This is a genomic window from Erythrobacter sp. SDW2, from assembly GCF_021431965.1.
Taxonomy (GTDB): Bacteria; Pseudomonadota; Alphaproteobacteria; order Sphingomonadales; family Sphingomonadaceae; genus Parerythrobacter.
On record NZ_CP090370.1, the window covers coordinates 2,625,343 to 2,650,283 of the forward strand.

Consider the following 24,941-nt stretch of genomic DNA (forward strand, 5'->3'; position numbering starts at 1 on the left):
TTCTTTGTCGCAGAAACCACTGACTGGAGAGATCATGCTTCGTTTCGCTTCGACCAGCCTTACCGCACTTGCCACCGGACTAGCCCTCGCCGCGGCGACCCCCGCCCTGGCCGACCATCACGGGGAAAAGCCCGTGGCAGCAGAAGTCGCTGCCGAAACCATCGCCCCGCTCCCGGAGCTGATCGACCAAGTCGAGATTCCCTACGAGAAGTTCCAGCTCGACAACGGCCTGACGGTAATCGTCCATGAAGACCGCAAGGCACCCATCGTCGGCGTAGCGGTGTGGTACAATGTCGGTTCCAAGGACGAACCCAAGGGCAAGACCGGCTTCGCGCACCTGTTCGAACACCTGATGTTCAACGGTTCGGAGAACGCCCAAGCGGACTATTTCCAGTACCTGCAGGAAATGGGCGCGACCGATTACAACGGCACCACCGATTTCGACCGCACGAACTATTTCCAGACTGTGCCGCGCGGCGCGCTCGAACGGGCACTGTGGCTGGAAAGCGACCGCATGGGCTATCTGCTCGGCGCAGTGACGCAGGAGAAGCTCGATAACCAGCGCGGCGTCGTCCAGAACGAGAAGCGCCAGGGCGACAACCAGCCGGGCGGGCTGGTGTTCTACGAAATCCTCGAAACGCTGTTCCCCGAAGGCCATCCCTATCGCCATTCGCCGATCGGCTCCATGGCCGACCTCGACAGCGCCTCGATGGAGGATGTCCGCAACTGGTTCATCGACAACTACGGACCCAACAACGCTACGCTGGTGCTGGCAGGCGATATCAATGCAGCCGAGGCGCGGCCGCTGGTCGAAAAATACTTCGGGCCGATCGCACGCGGTCCGGTCAACGAGCCGGCGCAGGCAGCCGTGCCAGAACTGGCCGAAGATGTCCGCAAGGTCATGAAGGACCAGGTTGCCGCGACCAATATCTCGCGCCTCTGGACCGCGCCCGGCCTCGACAGCCGTGACCTCGTCGCCCTGACCGTAGGTGCCAGCATACTTGGCGGGCTTTCCTCCAGCCGGCTCGACAACAAGCTGGTGCGTGACGAGAAGATCGCGGTCAGCGTTTCAGCGGGCAATTATTCGTGGCAGCGCATCGGCCTGATAGAAGTCGGTGCCACTGCAGCACCCGGGGTCGACACGGCGACGGTCGAAACCCGCCTCAACGAAATCATCGCCGAGTTCATCGAGCAAGGCCCGACCGAGGACGAAGTGCGCCGCGCCGCGACGCAGGACGTCGCCGGGACCATCCGCGGGCTCGAGCAGGTCGGCGGCTTCGGCGGCAAGGCCGTGACCCTCGCCAGCGGGCAGGTCTATGTCGGCGATGCCGATTTCTACGCCAAGCAGCTGGAAATCCTCGCCACGCTGACGCCGGCTGAAGTCCAGGCGGCCATGAAAAAGTGGATGACGCGTCCGTCGATGACTCTGGTGCTCGAGCCGGGCGAACGTGATGCCGAGTATGAGGAAGCCGCTTCGGTCGCCGCCGATGGAGCAGAGGCAGCCCCGGCCGACAACACCGTGACGGTTTCGGTGGAACGCCCGGCCCCGCCGCTCGAGACGCTGGCCGAGCTCGACTTCCCCGATGTAACCGAGACAACTCTCAGCAACGGGATGAAGGTTTATTACGCCCAGCGTGATGCAGTGCCGGTTACTCGCGTGGCCCTGTCGTTCAACGCCGGCTCGGCTGCCGATCCGGTCGACAAGCGCGGACTCGAAGGTCTCGCCATGAGCCTCTTTGACGAAGGCACCACCACCCGCAGCTCGCAAGACATCGCCGAGGAGCGCGAGCGACTGGGCGCGGTCATTTCGACTGGCGGCGGCGTCGACAGGTCGACCTTCACCCTGACCGCACTCAGCGCCAACCTCGCTCCGTCGCTGGACCTGATGGCTGACATCGTCCGCAATCCGGCCTTCGATGCGGATGAGCTGGAGCGGGTGCGGACCCAGACCATCACCGGCATCAAGCAACAGATGCGTTCGCCGCAAGGCATAGCCGCCATGACGCTGACCCCTCTGCTTTACGGTGCGAACAGCCCCTATGGCGACAGCGGCAGCGGCACGGTGGAGTCGGTCTCGTCGATCACCCGTGACGACCTGGTCGGCTTTACCACCCGCTGGATCCAGCCGGACAATGGCACGCTGTTCGTGGTCTCCGATCTTGCGCTCGACCAGATCAAGCCGCAGCTGGACGAAGCCTTCGGCAAGTGGGCCGGCAACCGCATGGCCCGCGGCACCAAGGACTTCTCCACACTTGCCCCGGCACCCGAGGCGGCGCGCATCGTTCTGGTCAACCGCCCGAACTCGCCGCAAAGCTTTATCTATGGCGGGTTCCTGAGCGGGGTCGACCCCAAGGACGAGAACATCGTTGACCTGTTCAACGCCAACAACGCGCTGGGCGGCAACTTCCTCGCCCGGATGAACATGAACCTGCGCGAGACCAAGGGCTGGTCCTACGGCGTGCGCGGCGGCGTGTCGCAGCGCGAAGGGGCTGTGTCCTACATCGTATCGGCCCCGGTTCAGTCGGACCGGACCGGCGATTCGCTCAAGGAGCTGATCCGCGAGATCTCCGAATTCACCACCACCAACGGGGTGACCGAGGAAGAGCTGGTCCGCATCGTCAACAACGAAGTGTTCGAACTGCCGGGTTCCTATGAAACCTCGGACGCAGTACTGGCTACGATGCAGAGCAACGTACTCTATGGCCGTCCGATGGACTATGCCGAAACGCTCGCCGACAAATATCGGGCGCAGACCGTGCAGAGCCTCGACGCCGCCGCGCGCGAAGCTATCGACGTTGGCCGCTTCACCTGGGTGATTGTTGGCGATGCCGCCAAGGTCCTGCCGCAGCTGGAAGGGATCGACCTGCCGATCGAACAGGTCGAACTTCCGCCGGTTGAGTGATCGCGACTAATTGACAATAATGTAAGTAACGGCGATGGCCCGGCAGACAATCCGTCAGGCCATCGCCTCACAACCCTAAGGGAGAATGCCAATGTCCGTTTCCGGTACCTACAACACCACCGTCAACAGCCCGATGGGTCCGCAGAGCGGCACTCTCACGGTCGAAGACAAGGGCGACGGCACCTTCAGCGGCAAGATGGCCGGTGCCATGGGCGCAATGGATATCGACGGCGGCACGGTGGACGGCAACACGATCAAGTGGTCGATGAACATGACCGTGCCGATGCCGATGAAGCTCGATTGCGAAGCCACCATTGACGGCGACACGCTGACCGGTGCTGTCAACGCCGGCGCCTTCGGCTCGATGCCGCTGAGCGGAACGCGCGCCTAAGATTTTCGCCCGTCCGGGCAAACAAAAGGCCCCGCTGCAGCGATGCGGCGGGGCTTTTTTTGTGCTCACTGTGTCTCCAACCTACTTTAGCGAGGCGGTATCCACCAACGTCAGGAAATCACCCACATTCTTGTCGTAGTAGTGGAGTCGTGGAGCGTCGAAGGTGATCATATAGAGCTTATCCGCAATGATCGACGCCCTCGCTTGCCCCTTCCGAGTAAGACCATCATTATCGGCGTACTCGTAGGTGAACGCCACGCCATCATGGCCGAGAAACTTCGTCGGCTCGATAGAAGTCACCTGGAACGCGACCACGTTCTTGTAGGGCCGATATGTGCCCTCGAGGAGTTCAGGAATCTCGATTAGAAGTGTCTCTGCGGTAAATTTAGGCAGAGGTTCTCGCTTCTTGTTTCTTTCTTTGACCAAGGGTTTTCCGGGAAGGATTCCGCCATAGAAAGTGATATCGTTCAACTGCGGACCATCAAGCGTCCAGGTTTCGACATTCTTGCCGATGGACCCGCTGAGACGGTTCCACTTTCTGCTTGGCACAACAGTCAAGCCTGACTTCGCAACAGCGACAGCCTGCCCTTCCTCAATTAATTTGTGCGCGAGCAGTGGCTGAGGCAGCGCGACCGCAAGCGCAGCCGAAACCAGCAGCGAACGGGCTAACGATCTCTTCATCTGCTTACTCTCCTGTTGGCAGCATTAGCCTGATCATTTTCGTGTCCGATGCCTCAGGCTCTAACTCCAAATAGCGTGTCAGCGCTGCTTGCCCTTCGCTTGTACGCCCAGTCTTAATAAGCGAAAGTCCAAGCCCCCGGTATGCACCAGCAAGCTCAGGGTCCTGCTCGATCGCTCCACTGTAGAAGTTGATGGCATTGACGAGATCACGCTGGGCACCACGGGCACGATAGAGTTCGCCTCGTGCGAATAAGAGCGGCGCGGTCCAACCATGCTCAGCGAGGTTGCCTAGGATGTATTCCGTAGCCCCGAAATCGTTGAGTTTAACCTGATCATCGAGAAATATTGGCAGCCACGGTGCAAGCATCTCGCGATAGCGTGCTTCTCCGTCGTCCCGAAGGTACCCTTCAGGGTCTGCAAACAAGGATAGGTAAGTGGCGCGCTCCGCGTTTGGCGGATGCGATGCAGCGAAAGCTATTGCCGTGAAATTCGGCTTCTTGAGACCGCGGACACTTGCAGAGGCTTCAGCTTCTCCGATGACATTCAGCCATACGCTGGAGGCGGCCTGCGGTCGAAGACCACTTTTGTTCAGGTAGCTGACCCCAAGGAGGTCGGCTTCGCGTTCCTGATCTCTACCATACCGGTAAATCTCACCGTAAACTGCAACTTCAAGTTCACGATAGCTTTGACGAACATCACGACTAGGCGCCATCGCAGCTAGAACAGAAGCCCACGCCAGAATATCCGTTCCGGTGCGCTTCTTCTTAAACTCATAAAGAGAATGCCTTTTCTCGAAGTGACCGAATTCATGCCCAAGAATTGCGCCAAGTTCTGCTTAGTTTCGGGTTCGAAGAAGCAATCCACTAAAGACTCGCATTGTCCCGTTGGGAGTCATGGAAGCATTGAAGATCGGCTCACGTATCAAGTAAATTCTAACCGAGCTGCAACGATCATCGCCGACCGTTTTGCACAGGACGCTTCGAACGTACTCGGTTAGGGCCTCATCTCTGATAAGCATCGGTGACGCAGTGAGGACACGCTCTCGCTCGTCATCGCGACGCCATAAACCGACCTCATCAACACCGATGGGCTGATACACACCTTCATATGTTGGCGGCAGAGGCGGCTCTTCCGCCAAAACAGAAGAACTGAAAATACCAATCGCCGCAGCCGCGAGAAGGAGCTTTCGAACCATGGGCTCTATTTTTCCTCCTCGATATCGCTGCCGGGAAACTCTTCAAGCAACTGGCGGACGCGCTTCTGAGATCCTTCTTGATCGCGAACGTCACCGCCCATTTGCCCATCAGCATTAAGCCACAAGATGTCGCCGGTTTTGAGGTCAACTAATCCGGCATAGCCCTTGTGCTCGCCCGAAGTCACAGCGATACCCGCTCCAAGGATTGCCACAACCTGCAGAATCTTACGCCCCGTAGATCCGTACATATCCTTGTTGTAAATGAAGAGTGCATAGTCAGCCTGATCTGCACCAGGCAGATCGACAACGCTAGGTCCGAGCGACCAATCGAACACGCCTTCCTTGTTTTCGCGTTTCTTAGTTGGAAGCCGATTACCGATGAAGAACTGATACTCTATGACGGCGTCGGCAATAGCAGCAAAGAGGGCCATATGCTCTTCAACGATTACGGCATCTTCCCCATAAACTTCCGGAGCCACAATGATCTCGTTCCCAAGCTTGGTCTGATACTCCAGCAGTGACGCTTCGATGTTCGCCTTGGCTTGCTCGGTCCATTCGGCATTGGGTTCGAATATCCCTCCAGTCGATTGTGCGCCTACGCTCACCTTTGGCCGGAATACGAGAATCTTCTTTCCGCTGTTCTCCTCAAGCACAAAGCCGTCGCGAGTAGCAGTGCGCTCTTGCGCCGTGACTGCCTGCGAATCGAAGGTAATAAAGAGAATCAGCGCCGTGAAAATCAAGCGCACAACACGAGCCATCATGAATCGCCCCCCCTTTCTTAGCGAAGGCAATCTAGCTTAGTAAAAGCGTCGGGCAACAACGAACTTATTGTGTCCAGCGAAAAGCGAACCTACCCCAGCTTGCCCTTCAAAATCTCGTTCACCACACCCGGATTGCCCTTGCCCTGCAGCGCTTTCATCGTCTGGCCGACGAAGAAGCCGAACAGCTTGTCCTTGCCGCTGCGGTATTCCTCGACCTTGTCGGCATTGGTGGCGAGGACTTCGTCGATCACTGCCTCGATCGCGCCGGTGTCGCTGAGCTGCTTGAGGCCTTCGGTCTCGGCAATTTCGGCCGGGGCGCGGCCGGTCTTGAGGACGATCTCGAAGATTTCCTTGGCCTGGCCGCCGCTGATCTCTCCCTTGTCCTGCATGGCGAGGATCGCGGCCTGGGCCTCGGCGGTGGCGTGAGCGGCATTGCCTTCATCGCCGAGCGCCTTGATCACCCCCGGCGCGACGGAGAGCGCCCAGTTGGCGACCGGTGTGGCAACCGCCGCTTCGGCCTTGCCGATGGCGCTGGCGGTGGCAGCCAGCAGCGTCTCGAAGCGGGCGTAGGTCTCGACCTCGGCGGTCAGTTCGCGGGCATTGTATTCGCTCAGCCCTAGTTCGCCGACATAGCGCGCGCGCTTGGCATCGGGCAGCTCGGGCAGCGACGCACGGCATTCCTCGAGGAAGCTGTCGTCCAGTTCCAGCGGCAGCAGGTCCGGATCGGGGAAATAGCGATAATCATGCGCGTCTTCCTTGCTGCGCATGGTCCGCGTGGTGCCGGTGCCGGGATCGAACAGGCGGGTTTCCTGCTCCACTGCGCCGCCGCTTTCGATCAGGTCGACCTGGCGGTTGGCCTCGTATTCGATCACCTGCATGACGAAGCGGACCGAGTTGACGTTCTTGGTCTCGGTGCGGGTGCCGAATTCCTCGCCCGGGCGGCGGACCGAAACGTTGACGTCGGCCCGCATCGAGCCTTCTTCCATGTTGCCGTCGCACGAACCGACATAGCGCAGAATCGAACGCAGCTTGCGCACGTAAGCCCCGGCCTCGGCGGGCGAGCGCATGTCCGGCTTGGACACGATCTCCATCAAAGCCACGCCGCAGCGGTTCAAATCGACATAGGACATGGTCGGGTGCTGGTCGTGCATCAGCTTGCCCGCGTCCTGCTCGACATGGATGCGCTCGATGCCGATGACCTTGTCTTCGGGAATGCCGGCCTTTTCGTCGGCGTCGATGGTCAGCGCGCCCTCGCCCACCAGCGGGTGGTAGAGCTGGCTGATCTGGTAGCCCTGCGGCAAATCGGCATAGAAGTAGTTCTTGCGGTCGAACCGGCTCCACCGGTTGATCTGCGCCTCGATCGCCATGCCGGTGCGGACCGCCTGGCGGATGCACTCGCGGTTGGGCACGGGCAGCATCCCGGGCATGGCCGCATCGACGAGGCTGACTTGCGTATTGGGCTCCGCGCCAAAGGCCGTCGCCGCGCCGCTGAACAGCTTGGCGCTGGAGGTGACCTGGGCATGGACTTCGAGGCCGATCACGACCTCCCATTCGCCGGTTGCGCCCTGGATGCGGTAGCTCACGTCAAATCACTCCTGATCACTTGTGGCCCGGTATGATCCGGCGGGCCGCGATATAGGCCCCCCCTTCGCGGATCACCACGCCCAAGGCAACAGAGATTGCCGTCCCCAGCATACCGTATTGCGGCACCAGCAGAAGGATGCACAGCACCGAGCTGAGCAGGCTGGCGATAGTCAACTGGCGGAAGATATCCTCGCGGTGGGCCATGGTCAGCATGATCCCTGAAGTCGCCGTATAGAGATTGAGCAACAGCGAGGATGCCATGATGGCCAAGGGTACCAACCCGGCCCGGAACTCCTCGCCAAGGAAACCGAGGATTGGCTGGCCCAGAGCCACCATCGCCACTGTGCCTGCACCGCCCATGAGGAGCAGGAACTGGCGGTCGGCCCGATATCGCTCCCATACCGCATGATATTCCTCGCGCGCCAGCATTTGTGCGTAGAGCGGGCTGACCGAGAAGGCGAAGGCGGAATAGACCAGCTGGAACGGCAGCAACAGCTGCACACAGACCCGGAACACCCCCATCGAAGCAGCATCGGTCCACAGGCCCAGCGCAGCGATTTCCGCCCAGTTTGTGAAGGCGATGATGAGCCCGGCAAGGCCCATGCTGTAGGCATCCGGAGCGCGCGACTGGAACGCCTCGGGCTCGCTAGCCGGCCACTGGCGCACGACCCGCCACAGCAAGGCAGCACCAAACAAGGCTGCCAGCGCGAGCGAGGCCATATAGGCATCGCCCAGCGGTTCGAACTCCCGTGCCCAGCCCTCGCCCCAAAGCAGCACGAACAGGGCGAGCAATATCGCTGGTTGCAGCGTCAGCACGCCTTGCGCCATCCGCATATGCATCGCTCCGCGCAGGGCGGCGGCGGTCATTCGCAGCAGCGCGAAGGCCAGCACCGCCAATGGCAGGAACCATCCCGGCATGGGCGGAAAAGCGATTCCTTCCAGATGGGGGCTTGCCAGCGCAGCGATGACCCCGGCAATGATAACACCCAGGGCAACCCGGCCACCATAATGCCGCAAAGCAGCGCGCGCCTGCCCGATCCGCTGCTGCGCCAGCTCGCCCGAGACAGCCCGCGTCAGGGCCTGATCATAGCCGAAAATCGCGGCGATCCCGGCGAACAGCACGGTCTGGCTGACGGCGGCGTAGTGGCCTGCCATGGTCGCCCCGAGCCCGCGCGCCAGCACCAGAATCGCCAGCATGGCAAAGCCCGCGCCGACCAGTTGCAGCGCCATGGCCTGCCGCTCCGGCGGCGCCAGCAACGCCGACAGGCGGCCTAGGCCCACCACTTCTCCGGCCTCGCGCTGAAGCAATTGCGCTGTTCAATAGCGAGACCGGCGTTGAGCACGCCCTGCTCGTCGAACGGCTTGCCGACCAGTTGCAGACCCAGCGGCAGGCCGTCGCGGTTGAGACCGGCGGGTACGCTCATCGCGGGCAGGCCGGCGAGCGACGCCGGAACGGCGAAGACGTCGTTCAAATACATCGCCAGCGGATCGGCCTGCATCTCGCCCAGCGCAAACGCGGCGTTGGGCGTGGTCGGGGCGAGGATCAGGTCGCATTCGGCCCAGGCGCGCTCGAAATCGCGGGCCACCAGCGCGCGGACTTTCTGCGCCTGGTTGTAATAAGCGTCATAGAACCCTGCGCTCAGCACATAGGTGCCGATCAGGATCCGGCGCTTGACCTCGTCGCCAAAGCCCTCGGCGCGGGTGGCGGCATACATGTCCTGCAAGCCCGCCCCCTCGGGCAGATCGCGCAGGCCGTAGCGCACCCCGTCATAGCGGGCGAGGTTCGACGAAGCCTCCGCCGGGGCGATAATATAGTAAGCAGGCAGCGCGTATTTGGTGTGCGGCAGGCTGATATCGACGATCTCGGCCCCGGCGTCCTTGAGCCAGCGGGCGCCATTGTCCCAGCTGTCGAGGATGTCCTGCGGCGTGCCTTCCATGCGGTACTCGCGCGGAATGCCGATTTTCTTGCCGCGCAGATCGGCGGAAAGGTTCGCTTCCCATTCGGGCACCGGCAAGTCGAGGCTGGTCGCGTCCTTGGGATCGAACCCGGCCATCGCTTCCAGCATGATCGCGCAGTCCTGGACGCTGCGCGCCATCGGCCCGGCCTGGTCGAGGCTGCTGGCGAAGGCGACCACGCCCCAGCGGCTGCAGCGGCCATAGGTCGGCTTGATCCCGGTGGTGCCGGTGATCGCGGCGGGCTGGCGGATCGAGCCGCCGGTATCGGTTCCGGTCGCCGCCGGACACAGGCGCGCGGCGATGGCAGCGCTGGAGCCGCCGGAAGAACCGCCCGGCGTGAGCGGCGCGTTGCTGCCCGGCTTCTTCCACGGGCTCAGCACATTGCCGAAATGGCTCGTCTCGTTGGACGAACCCATGGCAAACTGGTCCATGTTGAGCTTGCCCAGCATCCCCGCCCCGGCGCGCCACAGATTGGCGCTGACGGTCGATTCATACTGCGGGACGAAGCCTTCGAGGATATGGCTGGCGGCGGTGGTCTGGACGCCTTCGGTGGCGAACAGGTCCTTCATCCCGATGGGCACGCCCGCCATCTTGCCCAGTGGCTCGCCCCTGGCGCGCGCGGCATCGACCGCATCGGCGGCGGCGAGTGCCTTTTCCGGCGTGGTGACGATGAAGGCGTTGAGCTGGCTCCCAGCAGCGACCTGCGCATTGAACGCTTCCGCCACTTCGCGCGCGGTGAAGGTGCCTGCGGCAACCCCATCGCGGATCTCGGCCACGCCGAGTTCGGTAAGGTCAGTCATAACAAATGTCCGTCATCCCAGCGAAAGCTGGGATCGCTATCGGTTTCGTGCTGTGTCGAGATAGATCCCAGCTTTCGCTGGGATGACGCGTATGCCCGCACATCACTCGATCACCTTGGGCACGCCGAAGAAGCCGTGCTCGGCGGCCGGCGCATTGGCCAGCACCTTGTCGCGCACTCCGCCGCCGGTCAGCGGGTCGGCATCGACCACATCGTCGCGCAGCCGCAGCGTGTTGGGGATGACCGCGGTCATCGGCTCGACTTCGCTGGTGTCGACCTCGCCGAGCTGCTCGACGAAGCCGAGGATCTTGTTCAATTCGGGCGCCATCCGCTCCAGCGCGGCGTCATCAAGCTTGATGCGCGCCAGCGAGGCGATCTTGGCCACGGTTGCCTTGTCGACGGACATGGGGTTTCTCGTCGCTAGAGGGTTGTCAGTTCGAAGGGGCTGCGGGTTCCTCGGCGGGCTGGTCGCCACCTTGCGCAGCCTGGGCCGCCTGCATGGCCTTTTCCAGCGCCGCCATCTTGGCGTCGGCATCGGCGCGGCTCATGAAATCGACCATCTCGACTTCGAACACCAGATCCGAATTGGCCGGGATCGCCGGGCTGGGCGAGGTTTCGCCATAGGCCAGCGCGGCCGGAATCTCGAGCTTGTACTTGCCGCCCTTTTCCATCTGCTGCAGACCCTGGAAGAAGCCTTCGATCTGCTGGCCCGGTTCGAGTAGCATCGGCGTACCGTCGGGGAAGATGCCCGGCGGGATCGGCAGCGGGCGCGAACGGTCGAATTCGGTGCCGTCGGGCAGCTTGCCGACATATTTGATGAAAACCACGTCGCCGATCTTGGGCGTGCCGCCCGTCCCTTCGGTGATAGTGTCGAGATCGATGCCCCTGGGCACTGCGGCAAAGGCGATACCGGCACCGATCAGTGCAGCGACGATAACGCCCAACCACAGCTTGGTCAGCGAGCCCTTGGCGATGGGCTGGATCGGAACGCGGGTTACTTCGGTCATGGTTTATCCTGACTAATGCGCCAATCGCCGTAAAAGCGAAGGGCGCGGAAGATGTCTCTCCCGCGCCCTTTGGCGTAAGCCCGCCGCCACTTCAAGCGGGGCGAAGCAAAGAAATGCGATACAGCTTACTTGATGCCGTCGCGTTCCATCCGCTTGCGCTCCATCTTGCGGGCGCGGCGGACGGCAGCGGCCTTTTCACGGGCACGCTTCTCGCTCGGCTTTTCGAAGTGGCGACGCAGCTTCATTTCGCGATACACCCCCTCGCGCTGCAGCTTCTTCTTGAGCGCGCGGAGAGCCTGGTCGACATTGTTATCGCGAACCATGATTTGCATAAAACTCGTCACCTCGTGTCAATGGGGAGAGCCCGCGCCTGATGGCGGGATACACCGCAAATTTCCAATTAGAATCACGCCGAATCCGCCAAGCGGTCGGCCACTACGAGCGCGCCCCTACACAAATCGCCCTGTCAAGGCAAGCGCACGGATGTGGCTTTGCGGCAACGCGCCATTCGGGCGAGACGGAAAACTTGCCGCTTGGCGAGCATGGGGCGCAGCGTCTAAGGCCACCCGGTGAGCACGATCCCCCCTCTCTATGCCAGCCTCAACGTCGCCCTCGGCGGCGCGATCGGGGCTGTCCTTCGCTATCAGACCGGCCGCTGGATGACGGGCTGGATGGGCGCGCAGGCAATGACGATCTTCCCCTGGGCGACGCTGGCGGTCAATGCCGCGGGTAGCCTGCTGATGGGATTGCTGGCCGGCTGGTTGGTCAAGACCTCGCCGGCAGGCAGCGAGCAGATGCGACTGCTGATCGGCACGGGCATCCTCGGTGGGTTCACCACCTTCAGCGCCTTCAGTCTCGAACTGGCCATGCTGATCGAGCGGGGACAGTTCGCGATTGCCGGGCTCTACGCGATACTATCGGTCTCGCTCGGCGTGACCGGGCTCATATTCGGCCTCACGGTGTGGCGGATGGTCGGATGACCAGCGCGAGCCCTGATACCGTTCGCCAGTTCACTGTCGGCGAGGACGACGCCGGCGTGCGCGTAGACCGATGGTTCAAGCGCCACCTGCCGCAGATCGGCTTCGGTACCGTCAGTCGCTGGGCCCGCACGGGCCAGTTGCGGGTCGACGGCAAGCGCGTGCGGCCCGAGGACCGGCTCGAACCGGGCCAGGTGCTGCGCATCCCGCCGGGCGGCGAGGATGCCGAGCGCAAGGCTGGCCCTGCCCGCCGCGCACTGACTGCCGAACAAGTGGCCGAAGCCCGCGCCATGGTCATCAAGCAGACCAAGAGCGCCATCGTCCTCAACAAGCCGCCCGGCCTCGCGACGCAGGGCGGGACCAAGACCAACCGCCATGTCGACGGGCTGCTCGATGCCTTTGTGGAAGGCGACGAGCCGCGCCCGCGCCTCGTCCACCGGCTCGACAAGGACACTTCCGGCGTCCTGCTGGTCGCCCGCACCCCGGGCAGCGCGGCGTCCTATTCCAAGCGTTTCTCTGGCCGCTCGGCCAAGAAAGTCTACTGGGCGCTGGTCGTGGGCGTGCCCGAAGTCCACGAAGGCGAGATCGACGCCCCGCTCGCCAAGCAGCCCGGCACCGGCGGCGAGAAGATGCATGTCGATCACGAGAACGGCCAGCCGGCCAAGACCCGCTACCGCGTGGTCGAACGCGCCGGCAACCGGGCTGCCTGGGTCGAACTGGAGCCGATGACCGGCCGCACCCACCAACTGCGCGTGCATATGGCCGCGATGGGCAATCCCATCGTCGGCGACGGCAAGTATGGCGGGCAGGACGCGTTCCTGACCGGCAGCATCAGCCGCAAGATGCATCTCCACGCCCGCCGCCTGCTGATTGCCCAGCCGGAGGGCGGAAAACTCGACGTCACCGCCGAACTGCCGACGCATTTCGCCGAATCGATGGAGCAGCTCGGCTTCGATCCGTCGCTGAGCAAGGCCAGGCCGCTGCGCGAGGATGTGACCGAGCGTACCCCGGCCGAAAAGAAACTCGCCGCCAAGCGCCACTTCAAGCAGGCCCGCAAGGAAGCCCGCGCCCCGCGGCGTTCCCGCGGCGGCGATGCACCGAAGCAGAAGCTCGGCAAAAAGAGCGTCGGCAAACCCTCTGTCGCGAAGAAGGGCGGGAAGCCGAAGGGCAAGCGCTGATGCATCCCAACCCGCTGTTCCGGAGCGATGACAGGCAATGGCTCGGCGCGCTGATCGACCGGGTCGGCTTCGGCATGGTGTTCCTGACCACGCCTGACGGCCCTCGCGTCGCGCATATGCCGCTGCTGCGGTGCGGCGAGGACCGGCTGCGCTTCCACCTTGCGCGCAGCAATGCGCTCACCCGCCACCTTGATGGCGCCAAGGCGCTGGTGGTGGTCAACGGACCCGACGGATACATCAGCCCGCGCTGGTACGATGACCGCGCCACCGTACCGACATGGGATTACGTTGCGCTGGAGCTGGAAGGCCGGATCCGTCAGCTCGCCTATGATGAGCTGGAAGGACTGCTCTACCGTTCGATCGAGGAGAACGAGAATCGCCTCGATGGCGAACCATGGACCGCCGATGAGACGCCGCAGCAGTTGTGGGACAAGCTTGCTGGCGCCATCACAGGCTTTGAACTGGCGATCGAACAATGGCGCCCGACGCTCAAGCTGTCGCAGAAGAAGACCGTGCCGGAACGCGAGCGGATCGCCGCACAGTTGGCCGCAAACGGCAATGAGCCGCTTGCTGCCATGATGCGCGAGGTCCGGTCATGAAGCTGGCGGTATTCGATTGCGACGGCACGCTGGTCGACGGGCAGGCCCCGGTGTGTGATGCGATGGAGGCGGCCTTTGCCGCCGCGGGGCTCCCCGCTCCGGACCGGCACGATGTGCGCCATATTGTCGGGCTCAGCCTGCCGGTGGCCATCCGCCAGCTGGCCTTCGATGCCAGCGATGAGCAAGTCGCGCATGCGGTCGAAGCCTACAAGACCGGCTTTCGTACCGCACGCGAGCAAGGCATGGTGGCAGAACCCCTGTTCGACGGGATCGTGCCGTTGCTCGACCGGTTGCAGGGGGCCGGCTGGGCCCTTGCCGTAGCAACGGGCAAGTCCAATCGCGGGCTCAACCTGTGCCTGACCGAACATGGCCTGATCGACCGTTTCGCAAGCCTGCAAGGCGCGGATTTCCATCCGTCGAAGCCGCATCCCGCGATGTTGCAGATCGCGATGCAGGAGGCTCTCGCCGAACCTGCGCACACGGTCATGATCGGCGACACGGTCTATGACATCGAGATGGGTATTGCCGCGGGCACCCGCGCCATCGGCGTTGCCTGGGGCTATCACCCGGTCGAGGCGCTGCTGGATGCCGGGGCCGAAGCGGTGGCGCAAACACCGGAAGAATTGGGAGACATGCTCGATGGATGAGCGCGAAGCACTCGCCCGCAAACGCTTCTTCATGTTGCAGATGATCCGGCTGAGCGGTGCATTCCTTGCCCTGCTGGGCGCAATCATCATTTCCGGCCGTCTGATCGATATCCCAGAGCTCGGCTATGTCCTGCTGGTGATCGGCGCGCTCGACCTGTTCCTCGTCCCCAACATGATTTCGCGCAGCTGGCGCAGCAAGGACCGATGAAGCGTTTCTGGAAAGAGGTGACTGTCGAGCAGGTAGGCGACGGGTGGCAGGGCGCGCTCGACGGGCGGCGGCTCAAGACGCAGGGCAATCGCCCGCAGGTCGTGCCAAGCCGCGCCCTGGCCGAACTGCTGGCGGGCGAATGGGCCGCGCAGGGCGAGGACGTCGATCCCGCCGGCTTCGCCCACCGCGACATGGCCGATTACGCCATCGACATGATTGCCAGCGGCGAGGACGACATCGTCGCCAAGTTGCTCGGCTTCATGGAAACCGACACGCTGTGCTACCGCGCCGATCCCGACGAGCCGCTCTATCGCCGCCAACTGGAAGTGTGGGAGCCGTTGGTGACGGCATTCGAAGTGCGCGAAGGCGTCAAGGTCGAGCGCGCCAGCGGTATCCTGCACCGCCCGCAACCGGCCGGAACGCTCGCCGCTCTCAAGGACAGGCTGGAAACCCTCGATCCGCTGGTGATCGCGGCGCTGTTCAGCCTGACCTCGCTCAGCGCCTCGCTGATCGTGGGGCTGGCGGCGCTGGAGGATGATGCCGATCCGGAAACGCTATGGAACGCCGCCAATCTCGAGGAAGACTGGCAGATCGAACTATGGGGCGCGGATGAAGAAGCCATGGCCCTGCGCCAACGCCGGCTCGGTGAGTTCACCCGGACAATGGCGTTTGCGCGGGCGGCGAGGGGGTGAGCCCGGGGGCCGGATTTGGGGGAGTCCGGACGCCCATTCGAACGACTGACATGAGGGTGGTTTCCTGCCGTCGGCGAGTATATGTCCGATGGCATGACCAGCCAAGCCCAACTCCCTGCTTTCGAAGTTGAAACGCTGGGCGAAAGCAGCGGCCATTGTGGTTGTTGTGGAAATGAAAGCCGCCGTGTCTGGGGTATGGTTCATCATCAAGGCGGCCCCACCGTGGCCGCATACTGGATGCACTGGACAGCCGGGCATCTTAGCGAACCGGGAGCCAATCTCGACCTTGTTATCGGTAAATGGGGCGATGGCACGGATGCACACGACCGGGTCGGCGTCGCATTGGTGCATCGCCAACTGGAAGACGGCACTCCCTCCTTCATGGTCGTCGATGCGGACGACAGGTTCAGCAATGTAGATTTGGCTTCCACAGCCTTGAAGCGACGCGATGTGATAAACACGCATTTAGCCGAGCAGGTGTTTTCAGTCGTGGACGCGATCTACCTGCAAGGCAGCCGCTTCTTTTGAGTTGGCCCATGTCCGGAGTGGGGTCGTTTGCGGACCAACCGCATTGCCCAACCGACACCGGACATTCCGCTCCCCGCCTACTCTCCCATCCAGTCGGCGACCTGTCCCGCCACGTCGTTCGCCGCGCGGTTGAGCGCTTCACCCACCGGGGCGGGTTCGGCGGCAATACCGGGTATGACGCTTTCGAACCGGCGGGTGGCGACCAGGCCCCCGGCATCGTCCCGGATCGCTTCGAAGCGAACGACGACCGACGCGCTACGCGCATCGTAGCCGAAATCGAGAATCCGTCCGCGCAGGCGCTGGTCGGTCTTGATGGTCGGGTCGAGCCCGTCGATCACGATCCGCCCGGTCTTGGCCGCGATCGTTTCCGAGAGCAGGCGGCGAAACAGGCGCGCCGGCTTTTCGACCCACATCGCGTCCTGCAGATAGGCGACATTGGCATCATCGACCTGTACCGGCACCCGTGTGACGGCGATGCTGGCGGGCGCATCGGGTTCGACCACGGTCAGCGCATCCTTGCCGGTGCCGCTGGCCCCGCTGCCGGCCGGGGCCGCTGCATCGGCGGTCAGGGTGAGCAGAGTGGGCGGCGGTTCCGCCCCGCCGAGGCTGATGCAGCCGGTCAGCGCAAGGGCGGCGAAGGGTGCGAGAAGCAGGCGCATCATTTCCCTTTCGGTTTGTAATCGGGCAGCGGCTGCGCGCCGAGCACGCCTGCGGCACCCTCGTTCTCGATCCGCTCGGTAACGACGCGCAGCGCCTTGCTGGTTTCGCGCAGCTCTTCCAGCGCCGCCTGCGCCGCGGGCAGGGTTTCCTCGTTGAAGGTGCGCGCGGCAGGCTGCGCGCTGTCGAGCGTCTTGCTGAGCGATTGCAGGGCCGTGCTGGCCGAAGCGAGCGTGGCGCGAAGTTCCTTTGCCAGCGCGCCGCCTTCCTGGTTGATCACCGCATCGGTCGAGTTGGTGACCTTCTCGAACGCGTCGAGCGTCTCGCCCGCTTCGCGCAGGGTGTTTTCCATTTCGCGGATCGTGCCAGCGAGCTGTGGCGAAGCAGCGGCCAGATCGGCGCTGACCTTGTTGGTGTTCTGCAGAATCCCGGCCAGCGCGGCCTGGTTTTCGTCGGACATGACCAGCGTAAGGCGCTCAGTCAAGGTTGCCAGCCGTTCGAGCAGCAGCGGCGCATTGGCGACCAGCTCACCCAGCCCTCCGCGGCCCGGCGGGATGACCGGCTTGCCTTCGGGGCAAGCGGTCGTCTCGCACGTGATCTTGGGGGCATCCTTGCGCGCCCCGTCGAGCATGATGGCGGAAACCCCGGTAAAGCTGGCCTGGATCGTCGCCGTCGTTCCGACCAGCACCGGAACATCCTCGCGCACCTTGATCCGCACACGCACGAATTCGGGATCGGCCTCGGCCAGCTCGATCTCGGTTACCTGGCCGACCGGCACGCCGGTGTAGGTGACCTCCGACCCCTTGGCGAGGCCGGAGACCGACTGCTTGAAGAAGATGTCGTATTCCTGGCTCGCCCGTTCGCCCCAGCCCGCCAGCCAGACGATGAAGCCCGCCAGCAGCGCCAGCAGCAACAGAGTAACCGCCCCGACCCAGATGTGATTTGCCCGCGTTTCCATCTGCTATCCCTTTGCGCCATCGGCAGGGGGATTGTCCATGCCCTTGGCCGCCATTCCCTGTGCGCGCGACTGGCTCGCCTGCGCCGCGCGGCCGCGCGGGCCGTTGAAATATTCCTCGATCCACGGATGCCCGGTCTCGAGCAGTTCGGGGATGGTGCCGACCGCGACCACTTTCTTGTCTGCCAGCACCGCGACCCGGTCGCAGATTTCGTAGAGCGTATCGAGATCGTGGGTGATGAGGAACACCGTCAGGCCCAGCGCCTTCTTGAGCTCGCGAATCAGGTGATCGAATGCCGCCGCGCCGATCGGGTCGAGCCCCGCGGTCGGCTCGTCGAGGAACAGCAGTTCGGGATCGAGCGCCAGCGCGCGGGCCAGCCCGGCGCGCTTCTTCATCCCGCCCGAAAGCTCGCTCGGAAACTTGGTCACGGCGCTTTCGGGCAGTCCGCTCATCAGCACCTTGAACCGGGCGATCTCGTCGAGCAGCCCGCTATCGATATCGGGAAAGAATTGTCGGAGCGGGACCTGCACATTTTCTCCAACGGTCAGAGTCGAAAACAGTGCCCCGCCCTGGAACAGCACCCCCCAACGGCTGCGCACACCGAGATACTCGTCCGGCTCGGCCGCCGAGATCGACTTGCCGAACACCTGGATACGCCCGGCTTCGGGGAATTGGAGGCCGATGATGGAGCGCATCAGCACCGACTTGCCGGTGCCGGACCCGCCTACCACGCCCAGAATCTCGCCGCGCCGCACCTTGAGATCGAGATCCTCGTGGACGGCGAATTCGCCGAACCGGTTGACCAGCCCCTCGACCACGATGGGAAATTCGCCGCGAAAGCGCTTCTGGGCCTGGGCCGCTTCCTCCGGAGAGATATCTTCGCTCATCCCCAACCGATCTCGGTGAAGAACACCGCAAAGAAGGCGTCGAGCACGATCACCGCGAAGATCCCCGTCACCACCGCCATGGTCGTGCGCAGGCCGACTTCCTCGGAATTGCCCTTGACCTGCATCCCGTGATAGCAGCCCGCCAGCGCCACGATCAGGCCGAACACGGGCGCTTTCACCAGCCCGACCCACAGGTCGTAGATCGGCACCACCTCCTGAATCCGTTGCAGGAACGTGGCAAAGGGAATGCCCAGCATCAGGTCGCCGACCACGGCGCCGCCAATGATGGCGACGATCGAACTGTAGAAGCCGAGCAGCACCATCATCAGCGTGCAGGCCAGCACCCGCGGGATCACCAGTGCCTCGATCGGCGAAATGCCGATAGTGCGCATGGCGTCGATTTCCTCGGTCAGCTTCATCGTCCCGAGCTGTGCGGCAAAGGCGCTGCCCGAACGGCCCGCCACCATGATCGCGGTCATCAGCACGCCCAGTTCGCGCAAGGTGATCCGGCCGACCAGGTTGATGGTCAGCGTTTCCGCCCCGAATTGCTGCAATTGCACCGCCCCCTGCTGGGCGATGACGATGCCGATCAGGAAGCTCATCAGGCCGACTATCGGCAGGGCCGAGACGCCGACCAGTTCCATCTGCCGCACCAGCGCCCGGCCGCGGAAGCGCGAGGGATGGCGCAGCAGGGTGGCGGAGGCGAGCAGGATCTGGCCGAGAAAACCGATCACCCCGACCATGCCCTGGCCGAACTCGATTACCAGCTCGCCGATGCGCTGGGGTACCCGCTGCCACAGGATGTCGCGCGGGGCGGCGACATCGTCGTGCAGCTCGGTCTGCTCGAGCGCTGCCAGCAGCCGCCCGGCCCGTTCGCTGGCTCCCGTCACTTCGGCATCACGGGCGTGCGACAGGCTGCTGGCCACATAGGCACCCACGGTGTCGATCTCGGTCACGCCCGACAGGTCGACCCTGTCATAGGGAGCGTCGAGGGCCCGCAGGTCCTGGTCGATCGACCCGATGGTCGCCACGACGTAAGGCCCCTTGAGCGCCAGCACCGTGGTGCCATCGCCTTGCTGTTGCAGCGTAAAACTCGGCAAATCCGACATTGCGCCGAACTATGCGGACATTTGCCGGGCTTCACAAGCAGCTATCGGCCTCGTTTTCGTTGCATTGCACAAATGCCGCTGGCAAGGCGCTATGCTTTGGCGGTGCCGGCCCGCTCCCCCACCCAGCCACCCGATAGCGTGACGGTCATCATACCGGGTGGCTGGGTGAGGGAGCGGGCCGGAGCCGCCGGTGAGCGTTAGCGAACAGAGAACATGAGCACCGAACTCGACAAGACTTTTGACCCCGCCGCCATCGAGGCGAAGTGGTACCAGCATTGGGAGCAGAACGGCCTGTTCCGGCCCGCGCGCCCCGACGCGGAGCCCTTCACCATCGTCAACCCGCCGCCGAACGTCACCGGCAGCCTGCATATCGGCCACGCGCTCGACAACACGTTGCAGGACGTGGTGATCCGTTACGAGCGGCTGCGCGGCAAGGATGCGCTGTGGGTGGTCGGCACCGACCACGCCGGTATCGCGACACAGATGGTGGTCGAGCGCCAGCTTGAACAGCGGCAAGACAAACGCACCAATTATTCCCGCGAGGATTTCATTGCCAAGGTGCGGGAGTGGAAAGAGGAGAGCGGCGGCACCATCACCCGCCAGCTGCGCCGCCTCGGCTGCTCGATGGACTGGTCCAGAGAGCAGTTCACCATGGACGAACACTTCACCAAGGCGGTGCTCAAGGTGTTCGTCGACCTCTACAACAAGGGACTGATCTACCGCGACAAGCGGCTGGTCAACTGGGACCCCAAGCTCAAGACCGCGATCAGCGATCTCGAGGTCGAGACGCAGACGATTTCCGGCGGCTTCTGGCACTTCAAATATCCGCTCGCCGATGGCTTCACGACGGCAGAGGGCAAGGATTACCTCGTCGTCGCCACCACACGGCCCGAGACGATGCTGGCCGATATGGCCGTGGCGGTGCACCCGAGCGACGAGCGCTACGCCAGCGTGGTGGGCAAGGAGATCATCCAGCCGATCACCGGCCGCCGCTTCAAGGTGGTGGCGGACGAGCACGCCGATCCGGAGCTCGGCAGCGGCTGCGTCAAGATCACCCCCGGGCATGACTTCAACGACTTCGAAGTCGGCAAGCGCGCCGGGATTGCGCCGGGCGAGATGCTCAACATGCTCGATGCCGAAGCGAATGTCTGCCAGACTGCCGACGGGCTGGTGCCGGAGGAGTTCCTCGGCTTGCACCGCTTCAGGCGGGATGGTGTGGACGGCGCGCGCGAACTGGTGGTGGCGCGGATGAAGGAACTGGGCTTCCTCATCCCGCATGTGACCAAGGACAAGGAAGGCAACGAGGTCGAGCACGACGCCGAACCGCGCCAGATCGCGACGCCCTTCGGCGACCGCGGCGGCGTGGTGATCGAGCCGTGGCTGACCGACCAGTGGTACGTCAACGCCGCCGAGCTGGCGAAGAAGCCGATCGAAGCGGTGAAATCCGGCGAAGTCGAGATCGTCCCCAAGACATGGGAGAAGACCTTCTTCAACTGGATGGAGAACATCCAGCCGTGGTGCGTGTCGCGCCAATTGTGGTGGGGGCATCGAATCCCGGCGTGGTTTGGACCTATTAAAGACGGCGAAACGACTAGATGGCATCACGAGGACACCAGCAAGAACAAGGTATTTGTCGCTGAGAACCACGATGCCCTGATCGCGCAAGTGAAGGGCTATTACGGCGCTGAACGCGAGTTCGTCGAAGTTGATTCCTTGCTGGACATGTTCAACGCGCACTCCGGGGTGGCCTCCGAAGATTTCATGCGTGAGCATGGTGGCAAGATCCCGCTAGTGCGCGACCCAGACGTCCTCGACACCTGGTTCTCCTCCGCCCTGTGGCCCTTCGCCACGCTCGGCTGGCCGGAGCGGACCGACCTGCTCGAAAAGCACTATCCCAACGACCTGCTGATCAGCGGCTTCGACATCCTGTTCTTCTGGGATGCACGGATGCTGATGGCGGGGTACTTCAACATGGGCCAGCGCCCGTGGAACAAGCTCTACCTCCACGGGCTCGTGCGCGCCGCCGATGGCCAGAAGATGTCCAAGTCCAAGGGCAATGTCGTCGATCCGCTCGGCCTGATCGACCAGTACGGAGCCGATGCGCTGCGCTTCTTTATGTGCGCGATGGAAAGCCAGGGCCGCGATATCAAGATGGATGAGAAGCGGATCGAGGGATACCGCAACTTCGCCACCAAGCTGTGGAACGCGACCCGCTTCTGCCAGTCGAACGGGATTGGGGCGAGCACCACTATTGCCGCGCCTGAGGCTAAGCTGGCGGTCAACCAGTGGATCATCGGCGAAGTCCAGCAGACGTTCGAAGCGCTCGACGCGGCGATGGCTGAGCTGCGCTTCGACGCGGCGGCGAACACGATCTATCACTTCGTGTGGGACCGGTTCTGCGACTGGTATCTCGAACTGATCAAGCCGGTCCTTTCTCCCCTCCCGCTTGCGGGAGGGGCTGGGGGTGGGCCAGAAACGAACGATGGTGGCTCCGCGCCCACCCCTAACCCCTCCCGCGAGCGGGAGGGGGAATGGTCTGCGCAGGAGGAAACCCGCGCCGTGGCCGGATGGGCGCTCGACCAGATCCTCGTCATGCTGCATCCCTTCATGCCCTTCATCACCGAAGAGCTGTGGCACGCACAGGGCGAGCGGCCCTACGAGCTGATCCTCGCCAAATGGCCAAATCCTCGCGCCAGCGTGTCGAAGGACGCGACCGACGCGATCGACTGGGTGATCGAGCTGACCACCAATGTCCGCAGCGCCAGGAACGAACTCGGCATCGCCCCGGGTGCCAAGCTGGCGGCGTTCTGTCCTGCCCCTTCGGGCCTCGCCCGCAGCACCATCGAGCGCAGCGCGGCGGCGATCGAGCGGCTCGCCCGCCTGACCCCGGTGACCATGGGCGAAGCGCCCGCAGGCCCGGCGATGCAGGTGACGGCAGGCGAGGATGTGTTCGTGATCCCGCTCGAAGGAATCATCGACATTGCCGCCGAAAAGGCCCGGCTGGAAAAGGCGCTTGCGACCTCGGAGAAGGAGGCAAAGTCGCTCGAAGGCCGCCTGTCGAACCCCGCCTTCGCCGAAAAGGCCAAGCCCGAAGCAGTCGAAAAGGCGCGCACCGATCTCGCCTACCACCAGGGCGAGGTCGAGCGCCTGACAGCGGCGCTGGCTCGGCTTGGGTAGGTTTCAAAGCTGCCTTCACGCGTCCAGTGTCAGCTTTCGGGCAAGGCAATCATGGTTTGGAATGCCGGGGTTGAGGGTGGGAAGTGAACTGCCCACCCACACACACGATAGTGATGGAAATCAAAAATCGGTCGAGCAAATATTGCGCTCAATTCCCCAACATGGCGCCGACCAGCCGGACCAAACCCCAGATCGGTAGTGCCAGCACGGCGACACCGATTAGCACGATATAGTTTTCGTTGATATCGCCGTTGCTGCCCGGCCTGCCTGCAAAGAAGATTGCCCAGGCCATCAGCCCGACGAAGAAGAACGGGAGGATAAGCAGTGTCATCAAAATCCGGAATGGCAACAGCAGCTTGTCGCGCGTCGTGCGTTGCGGGCGGCCGTGGCTGATCCGTTCGAACACGCCGTAACTGTCGAGATAGGCTGATATCGAAACGCCCTCGCCGGTTGCACGCCGCTTGGCTTGGTCGCGCGTCGGTTTGCTGTCGCTGAAATTGACAAGATTGAGCCCAGCCACTCCAAACGCATCGTCAATCGCGGTTTGTGCGAGACCATAGATTTCACCTGCTGGATCGCTGTCGATCTCAAAGCCGATTTCCGGACGATAGACCACCTCAACCCTGCATTCGTCACCGGGCGCATCCTTCAAGGTGGTGCGCAGCCGCAGATAGTGCACCGTGCCATTCTCTGCGAGCACCGCCATTCCATATTCGTCATCGGTGTCTTCGGCGACAAGCACCCGCATGCCAAGCTGCTGCGAAAGCGAGACCGCCTCGTGCATCAGTTCAGCGCTGACCTCCTGCTTCCGCAGGTCGAGTTCGGGCAAGTCGCCTGCCAGCAGGCGCTCAATCGGGCTGATGTCAGCCCTATCGGTGATCGTCCGGTCGAGGAAATCGCTGAAATCGGGCCTGCGCCCCAACGGTTCGCTGTGTGCAGTCAGAAAATAGAGCCCGCTGCGGCTTTCATGCCAGAGCTGATAGCCGTCTTTGACCCGCGCGAGGCCTTGCACGCTTGGCTCTTCATCCAGCACAACGTAATGCGACCGCCACATCTTTCCAACATATCCTCATGTGCAACGTCCGCAACGGGGCCGAAAGCGGAATGTCCGCATTCTGGATCACAAAGCCATCACACTACCAATCCGGCTTGGCCGTTCCTACTTCCCGAACATGTCGCCTTGGCTCGTTTTCTCCATTCCCCTGTTTATCGCGGCGGCATTGCTGTTCCGCCACGTATCGAAGCGGCAGAAGCGGAAGCGGCTCCTCGAAACACCGCTGACACCCGAACAACGCGCAATGGTCGAACGGCTGGTGCCGCTGGTCCGCCGATTGCCCCCACCCCTGCGGCTTTCGCTGGAGGGGAAAATGAACCTGTTCATGGACCAGGTCACCGTCCGCGGCCAGAACGGCATCGAGGTCAGCGAGGCGATGCGGCTTTCCATTGCCGCGCAGGCGTGCCTGCTCGTCGTCAACAGCCCGGCATGGTACGATACGCTGCGCAATGTGCTGATCTACCCGTCGGCCTACCTGACCGGCCGCAGCACCCATGACGGCTATGTCGTGCACGAGGGCAACCACGCCAATCTCGGCGAAAGCTGGGCGCGGGGGCCGGTGGTGCTGTCGTGGGACGATGCGCTGCACGGCGGGCTGGTGACCGATGACGGGCACAATGTGGTGATCCACGAATTCGCCCACCAGCTCGACGGCCTGTCCGGCCACACCGACGGCATTCCTGTCCTGCGCAAGGGCCAGGCCTATGCCGGGTGGGAGAAGGCCATGCTGGATGCCTTTCACGACCATGTCGAACGGCTAGAACGCGGCGAGCCGACGCTGATCGATCCCTATGGCGCGACCAATCACGAAGAGTTCTTCGCCGAAGCCATCGTCACTTTCTTCGAGAAACCCCGGGAGCTGCGGCGCGAAGAACCGGCCCTCTATGCCCAGCTCGCGCAATTGCTGGCACTCGACCCGGCGCAATGGGTGTGAGGGGAAGACAGAGCGGCCTCGCAACCTGCGGAATTTCCTACACGCCGCGATTGTGCCATGGG

General features: G+C 63.2%; 25 protein-coding genes. 11 read left to right on the forward strand and 14 right to left on the reverse strand.

Features of this window, described 5'->3' with window-relative positions; translation table 11 throughout:
• The first annotated feature begins 34 nt into the window (after positions 1-34).
• A complete protein-coding gene (locus tag LY632_RS12835; protein ID WP_234091522.1) occupies positions 35-2,902 on the forward strand; it encodes a pitrilysin family protein in 2,868 nt (955 codons plus the stop codon).
• Positions 2,903-2,993: 91 nt separating this feature from the next.
• Positions 2,994-3,293 (forward strand): hypothetical protein, encoded by a 300-nt coding sequence (locus tag LY632_RS12840; RefSeq protein ID WP_234091523.1) that lies wholly within the window; start codon positions 2,994-2,996, stop codon positions 3,291-3,293.
• Positions 3,294-3,374: 81 nt separating this feature from the next.
• Here LY632_RS12840 and LY632_RS12845 read toward each other — a convergent pair whose 3' ends face one another.
• The 9 genes from LY632_RS12845 to rpsU all read right to left on the reverse strand — a co-directional run bounded on the left by LY632_RS12845 (position 3,375) and on the right by rpsU (position 11,608).
• Complete coding sequence (locus tag LY632_RS12845; protein ID WP_234091524.1) at positions 3,375-3,974, reverse strand: hypothetical protein; 600 nt, start codon at positions 3,972-3,974, stop codon at positions 3,375-3,377.
• Positions 3,975-3,978: 4 nt separating this feature from the next.
• The gene (locus tag LY632_RS12850) at positions 3,979-4,794 is read right to left on the reverse strand and encodes a M48 family metalloprotease (protein ID WP_234093241.1); all 816 of its coding nucleotides are present in this window, start codon (positions 4,792-4,794) and stop codon (positions 3,979-3,981) included.
• A gap of 380 nt (positions 4,795-5,174) precedes the next feature.
• A complete protein-coding gene (locus LY632_RS12855) occupies positions 5,175-5,930 on the reverse strand; it encodes a hypothetical protein (protein WP_234091525.1) in 756 nt (251 codons plus the stop codon).
• Between the two features lie 89 nt (positions 5,931-6,019).
• Positions 6,020-7,513 carry an Asp-tRNA(Asn)/Glu-tRNA(Gln) amidotransferase subunit GatB gene (gatB, locus tag LY632_RS12860; RefSeq protein ID WP_234091526.1) on the reverse strand — a complete coding sequence of 498 codons (1,494 nt, stop codon included), beginning with the start codon at positions 7,511-7,513 and terminating at the stop codon, positions 6,020-6,022.
• A gap of 16 nt (positions 7,514-7,529) precedes the next feature.
• Positions 7,530-8,795 carry a lipopolysaccharide biosynthesis protein gene (locus tag LY632_RS12865; protein WP_234091527.1) on the reverse strand — a complete coding sequence of 422 codons (1,266 nt, stop codon included), beginning with the start codon at positions 8,793-8,795 and terminating at the stop codon, positions 7,530-7,532.
• A complete protein-coding gene (gene gatA, locus LY632_RS12870) occupies positions 8,786-10,270 on the reverse strand; it encodes an Asp-tRNA(Asn)/Glu-tRNA(Gln) amidotransferase subunit GatA (RefSeq protein ID WP_234091528.1) in 1,485 nt (494 codons plus the stop codon). Before gatA ends, LY632_RS12865 begins: the two co-directional genes overlap by 10 nt.
• A gap of 102 nt (positions 10,271-10,372) precedes the next feature.
• Complete coding sequence (gatC, locus tag LY632_RS12875) at positions 10,373-10,675, reverse strand: Asp-tRNA(Asn)/Glu-tRNA(Gln) amidotransferase subunit GatC (RefSeq protein WP_234091529.1); 303 nt, start codon at positions 10,673-10,675, stop codon at positions 10,373-10,375.
• Positions 10,676-10,700: 25 nt separating this feature from the next.
• Positions 10,701-11,276, reverse strand: a complete 576-nt coding sequence (locus LY632_RS12880; RefSeq protein ID WP_234091530.1) for an FKBP-type peptidyl-prolyl cis-trans isomerase — start codon at positions 11,274-11,276, stop codon at positions 10,701-10,703.
• Positions 11,277-11,401: 125 nt separating this feature from the next.
• Positions 11,402-11,608 (reverse strand): 30S ribosomal protein S21, encoded by a 207-nt coding sequence (gene rpsU / locus LY632_RS12885; RefSeq protein WP_234091531.1) that lies wholly within the window; start codon positions 11,606-11,608, stop codon positions 11,402-11,404.
• 237 nt (positions 11,609-11,845) lie between these two features.
• Here rpsU and crcB point away from each other — a divergent pair, with 237 nt between their 5' ends.
• The 7 genes from crcB to LY632_RS12920 all read left to right on the forward strand — a co-directional run bounded on the left by crcB (position 11,846) and on the right by LY632_RS12920 (position 16,105).
• On the forward strand, positions 11,846-12,256 hold the full coding sequence (gene crcB, locus LY632_RS12890) for a fluoride efflux transporter CrcB (RefSeq protein WP_234091532.1): 411 nt from the start codon (positions 11,846-11,848) through the stop codon (positions 12,254-12,256).
• Positions 12,253-13,431 carry an RluA family pseudouridine synthase gene (locus LY632_RS12895; protein ID WP_234091533.1) on the forward strand — a complete coding sequence of 393 codons (1,179 nt, stop codon included), beginning with the start codon at positions 12,253-12,255 and terminating at the stop codon, positions 13,429-13,431. Before crcB ends, LY632_RS12895 begins: the two co-directional genes overlap by 4 nt.
• Complete coding sequence (locus LY632_RS12900; RefSeq protein WP_234091534.1) at positions 13,431-14,030, forward strand: FMN-binding negative transcriptional regulator; 600 nt, start codon at positions 13,431-13,433, stop codon at positions 14,028-14,030. Before LY632_RS12895 ends, LY632_RS12900 begins: the two co-directional genes overlap by 1 nt.
• Positions 14,027-14,677 carry an HAD-IA family hydrolase gene (locus LY632_RS12905; protein ID WP_234091535.1) on the forward strand — a complete coding sequence of 217 codons (651 nt, stop codon included), beginning with the start codon at positions 14,027-14,029 and terminating at the stop codon, positions 14,675-14,677. The genes LY632_RS12900 and LY632_RS12905 overlap by 4 nt, the downstream gene beginning before the upstream one ends.
• On the forward strand, positions 14,670-14,885 hold the full coding sequence (locus LY632_RS12910; protein ID WP_234091536.1) for a hypothetical protein: 216 nt from the start codon (positions 14,670-14,672) through the stop codon (positions 14,883-14,885). Before LY632_RS12905 ends, LY632_RS12910 begins: the two co-directional genes overlap by 8 nt.
• Positions 14,882-15,577 carry an ATP12 family chaperone protein gene (locus tag LY632_RS12915; protein ID WP_234091537.1) on the forward strand — a complete coding sequence of 232 codons (696 nt, stop codon included), beginning with the start codon at positions 14,882-14,884 and terminating at the stop codon, positions 15,575-15,577. Before LY632_RS12910 ends, LY632_RS12915 begins: the two co-directional genes overlap by 4 nt.
• An 81-nt stretch (positions 15,578-15,658) precedes the next feature.
• On the forward strand, positions 15,659-16,105 hold the full coding sequence (locus LY632_RS12920) for a hypothetical protein (protein WP_234091538.1): 447 nt from the start codon (positions 15,659-15,661) through the stop codon (positions 16,103-16,105).
• Between the two features lie 77 nt (positions 16,106-16,182).
• On the opposite strand, the gene LY632_RS12925 is transcribed toward LY632_RS12920, so the two are convergent.
• From LY632_RS12925 to LY632_RS12940, 4 genes are read right to left on the reverse strand one after another with little or no spacing between them, the layout of a single operon-like run.
• Positions 16,183-16,767 (reverse strand): ABC-type transport auxiliary lipoprotein family protein, encoded by a 585-nt coding sequence (locus LY632_RS12925; RefSeq protein WP_234091539.1) that lies wholly within the window; start codon positions 16,765-16,767, stop codon positions 16,183-16,185.
• Positions 16,764-17,720, reverse strand: coding sequence for an MlaD family protein (locus LY632_RS12930; RefSeq protein WP_234091540.1), 957 nt, complete (start codon positions 17,718-17,720; stop codon positions 16,764-16,766). The genes LY632_RS12925 and LY632_RS12930 overlap by 4 nt, the downstream gene beginning before the upstream one ends.
• 3 nt (positions 17,721-17,723) lie before the next feature.
• On the reverse strand, positions 17,724-18,605 hold the full coding sequence (locus LY632_RS12935) for an ABC transporter ATP-binding protein (protein WP_234091541.1): 882 nt from the start codon (positions 18,603-18,605) through the stop codon (positions 17,724-17,726).
• The gene (locus LY632_RS12940; protein ID WP_234091542.1) at positions 18,602-19,714 is read right to left on the reverse strand and encodes an ABC transporter permease; all 1,113 of its coding nucleotides are present in this window, start codon (positions 19,712-19,714) and stop codon (positions 18,602-18,604) included. Before LY632_RS12940 ends, LY632_RS12935 begins: the two co-directional genes overlap by 4 nt.
• Positions 19,715-19,927: 213 nt before the next feature.
• Between LY632_RS12940 and LY632_RS12945 the strand changes: the two genes are divergently transcribed.
• On the forward strand, positions 19,928-22,891 hold the full coding sequence (locus LY632_RS12945) for a valine--tRNA ligase (protein WP_234091543.1): 2,964 nt from the start codon (positions 19,928-19,930) through the stop codon (positions 22,889-22,891).
• A gap of 148 nt (positions 22,892-23,039) precedes the next feature.
• Here the strand turns inward: LY632_RS12945 and LY632_RS12950 are convergent, their stop codons facing one another.
• Positions 23,040-23,903 (reverse strand): hypothetical protein, encoded by an 864-nt coding sequence (locus LY632_RS12950; protein WP_234091544.1) that lies wholly within the window; start codon positions 23,901-23,903, stop codon positions 23,040-23,042.
• 160 nt (positions 23,904-24,063) lie between these two features.
• Here LY632_RS12950 and LY632_RS12955 point away from each other — a divergent pair, with 160 nt between their 5' ends.
• Positions 24,064-24,879, forward strand: a complete 816-nt coding sequence (locus tag LY632_RS12955) for a zinc-dependent peptidase (protein WP_234091545.1) — start codon at positions 24,064-24,066, stop codon at positions 24,877-24,879.
• Positions 24,880-24,941 lie beyond the last annotated feature (62 nt).